Raw genomic sequence first — 2,994 nt, 5'->3', positions numbered from 1 at the left:
GTTCCTCTCCCCCCCCGCAGGCGCGCAGGCTGGCCGGACACCGCCCAGCCTGACCGAAACCATACGGCGCAACCTTGTCATGGGCCGATTGCAGGATTTTGTCGCGTGGGGGCAGAAGAACTCCATCTGGCCGCTGAATTTCGGGTTGTCATGCTGCTATGTGGAAATGGCGACGGCATTCACCAGCCGGTTCGACATTGCCCGCTTCGGTTCCGAAGTGCTGCGCGCCACCCCGCGTGAGGCGGACCTTATTGTCATATCGGGCACCGTATTCGTTAAGATGGCCCCGATCATCCAGCATCTGTACGATCAGATGCTGGAACCGCGCTGGGTAATCTCCATGGGGTCATGCGCCAATTCTGGGGGCATGTACGACATTTACAGCGTGGTGCAAGGCGTGGACAGTTTCCTGCCGGTCGATGTGTATGTGCCCGGCTGCCCGCCCCGGCCCGAAGCCCTGCTGGAAGGGCTCATGCTGCTCCAGGAATCCATCGGCACGCACCGCCGCCCCCTGAGCTGGATGATGGGGGAACAGGGCGCGCAATCCGTCACGCCACCCAGCCTGCGCGATGCAAAACGGGACATGCGCCGGAACGTGCGTGATCTCCGCACGCCGGACGGGATCTGACCCCATGCCAGCAATCCTCTCCCCTCCCGGCGCGCACGCCCCGGCGGGCAGCCTTGTGGAACGGATTTCCTCCCGGCTGTCGCCTCATGGCCTGCTGGCCACCCAGCCCACCCGCGATGGCGTGTCCACCCTGTGGATCACGGCGGATGACCTCCGCCCCACACTTGCCGCGCTGAAGGAACACGCCGGCGCATCGCTCATGCTCCTTGACCTGACCGCCATAGACGAACGCGAACGCACCCACCGCGAAGGACAGCCGGAAGCCTCCTTTACGGTAGTCTATCACCTCATGTCGCTCACCACCCGCGCCGATGAGGTGCGGATCAAGGTACCTCTGGGCGCGGCCGCGCCCACCCTTCCCTCCATCAGCGACCTGTGGCCCAACGCCAACTGGTACGAACGCGAGGTATGGGATCTGTTCGGCATAGATTTCGTGAACCATCCCTTCCTGCGCCGCATCCTCACGCCCCCTACATGGACCGGCCACCCCCTGCGCAGGGACCATCACGCCCGCGCCACGGAAATGCCGCCCTACAGCCTGACCGAAGCAGAGGAAATGCACGAGCAGGACGCCCTGCGCTTCGATCCCGCCCGGTGGGGAATGCGGCGGCACGACGCGCATAGTGATTTCATGTTCCTCAACCTCGGTCCCAATCACCCCAGCGTGCATGGGGTCTTCCGCATCGTGCTGCAACTGAAGGGCGAGCGTATTGTCGATGCTGTGCCCGATATCGGCTTTCACCATCGCGGCGCGGAAAAGATGGGCGAACGCCAGTCCTGGCACAGCTACATCCCCTATACCGACCGGGTGGACTACCTCGGCGGTGTCATGAACAATTTCCCCTATGTGATGGCGGTCGAGACACTGGCGGGCATGACCGTGCCGCCGCGCGCGCAGATGATCCGCGTCATGCTGGCGGAACTGTTCCGCATCGCCAGTCACCTCGTCTTCTACGGCACGATGGCGCAGGACGTAGGGCAGCTTTCGCCCGTCTTCTACATGTTTACCGACCGGGAGCGCGTGTTCGGAATCATCGAGGCGATATGCGGCTTTCGCATGCACCCGGCCTGGTTCCGCATCGGTGGCGTGGCCATGGACCTGCCTGATGGGTGGGACGGGCTCGTGCGCGCGTTCCTTGATGACCTGCCAAAACGGCTGGATGAATACGATGCGATGGTCATGCGCAACCCGATCTTCCGCGCCCGGACGCAGGGAGTGGGCGCCTATACCACCGCCGAGGCCGTGGAATGGGGCGTAACCGGCCCGGGGCTGCGCGCCACGGGGCTGGCATGGGATTACCGCCGCCATGCGCCCTATGCCTGTTACGACCAGCTTGAATTCGACATTCCCACCGGCGCCAATGGGGACTGTTACGACCGCGTGGCCGTGCATGTCGCGGAAATACGCCAGAGCCTGCGCATCATCCGCCAGTGCGTGGACAACATGCCCACAGGCACCATCAAGGCGGACCATCCCCTTGCGTGCCCCCCGCCAAAGCCCCGGACGATGCATGACATAGAAACCCTGATCCACCATTTCCTCGGCGTAAGCTGGGGGCCGGTCATGCCACCGGGGGAGGCGCGCTGCTGCATTGAAGCCACGAAGGGCGTGAACGGCTACACCCTGATCAGCGACGGGGGCACGACATCCTACCGCACCCGCATCCGCACGCCGTCCTTCGCCCATCTGCAGATGATCCCGCTGCTCGCCCGTGGCGTCATGATCGCGGACCTGATCGCGATCCTGGGCAGCATCGATTTCGTGATGGCCGATGTTGACCGCTGATGCACCGCTGCCCGCCGCCCTGCGGGCGGACATCCTCGCCCTTGCGGGGGCGGAGCTTCACCCGCGCGGGGCGGCTGTTTCCGCCCTGCGGCTGGTGCAGGCGCGGTTCCGGTGGATCAGCACGCCCCACCTGCACGAAGTGGCGGCCCTGCTGGGCATGTCGGCGGATGATCTGGATGGCGTGGCCACCTATTTCAACCTGCTGTTCCGCAAACCGGTCGGGCGGCACGTCATCATGCTGTGTGACAGTGTGTCGTGCTGGATCATGGGGCGCGAACCGCTCTGCGCCCATCTGTGCCGGACACTGGGCATCCAGCCGGGCGGGACCACGGCGGATGACGCCATCACGCTGCTGCCCACGGTGTGCATAGGCCATTGCGACCACGCCCCGGCCATGCTGGTGGACGGCGCCCTGCATGGGGATGTGGACGCCACGACCCTCGACCATCTGGTCGCGGCCCTGAAGGAGCAGCGGTGATGCCCCCTTCCGATCGTCCGCTGACCGCCATGATCGACCCCGCCGCCGGGCCACCGGACTGCGCGGCCTATGAACAGGCGGGCGGCTGGCAGGCCACGCGCA

The 2,994-nt window shown here is 65.2% G+C and carries 3 protein-coding genes; all 3 read left to right on the top strand.

The features are described 5' to 3' along the window. The first annotated feature begins 49 nt into the window (after positions 1–49). From JCM25156_RS12520 to nuoE, 3 genes are read left to right on the top strand one after another with little or no spacing between them, the layout of a single operon-like run. The gene (locus JCM25156_RS12520) at positions 50–628 is read left to right on the top strand and encodes an NADH-quinone oxidoreductase subunit B (protein WP_242402641.1); all 579 of its coding nucleotides are present in this window, start codon (positions 50–52) and stop codon (positions 626–628) included. Positions 629–632: 4 nt separating this feature from the next. Further along, the gene (gene nuoC, locus JCM25156_RS12515; protein ID WP_025813340.1) at positions 633–2,414 is read left to right on the top strand and encodes an NADH-quinone oxidoreductase subunit C/D; all 1,782 of its coding nucleotides are present in this window, start codon (positions 633–635) and stop codon (positions 2,412–2,414) included. Next, positions 2,401–2,892, top strand: coding sequence for an NADH-quinone oxidoreductase subunit NuoE (gene nuoE / locus JCM25156_RS12510; protein ID WP_025813339.1), 492 nt, complete (start codon positions 2,401–2,403; stop codon positions 2,890–2,892). The genes nuoC and nuoE overlap by 14 nt, the downstream gene beginning before the upstream one ends. The last annotated feature ends 102 nt before the right edge of the window (positions 2,893–2,994 follow it).

The sequence above is a fragment of the Komagataeibacter kakiaceti JCM 25156 genome (genome assembly GCF_000613305.1).
This window is presented reverse-complemented; position numbering and strand designations above follow the sequence as displayed.

Excerpts from the sequence above, each read along its gene's own strand:
- nuoE (WP_025813339.1), top strand. The coding sequence starts at position 2,401 with ATGTTGACCGCTGATGCACCGCTGCCCGCCGCCCTGCGGGCGGACATC.
- nuoC (WP_025813340.1), top strand. The coding sequence starts at position 633 with ATGCCAGCAATCCTCTCCCCTCCCGGCGCGCACGCCCCGGCGGGCAGC.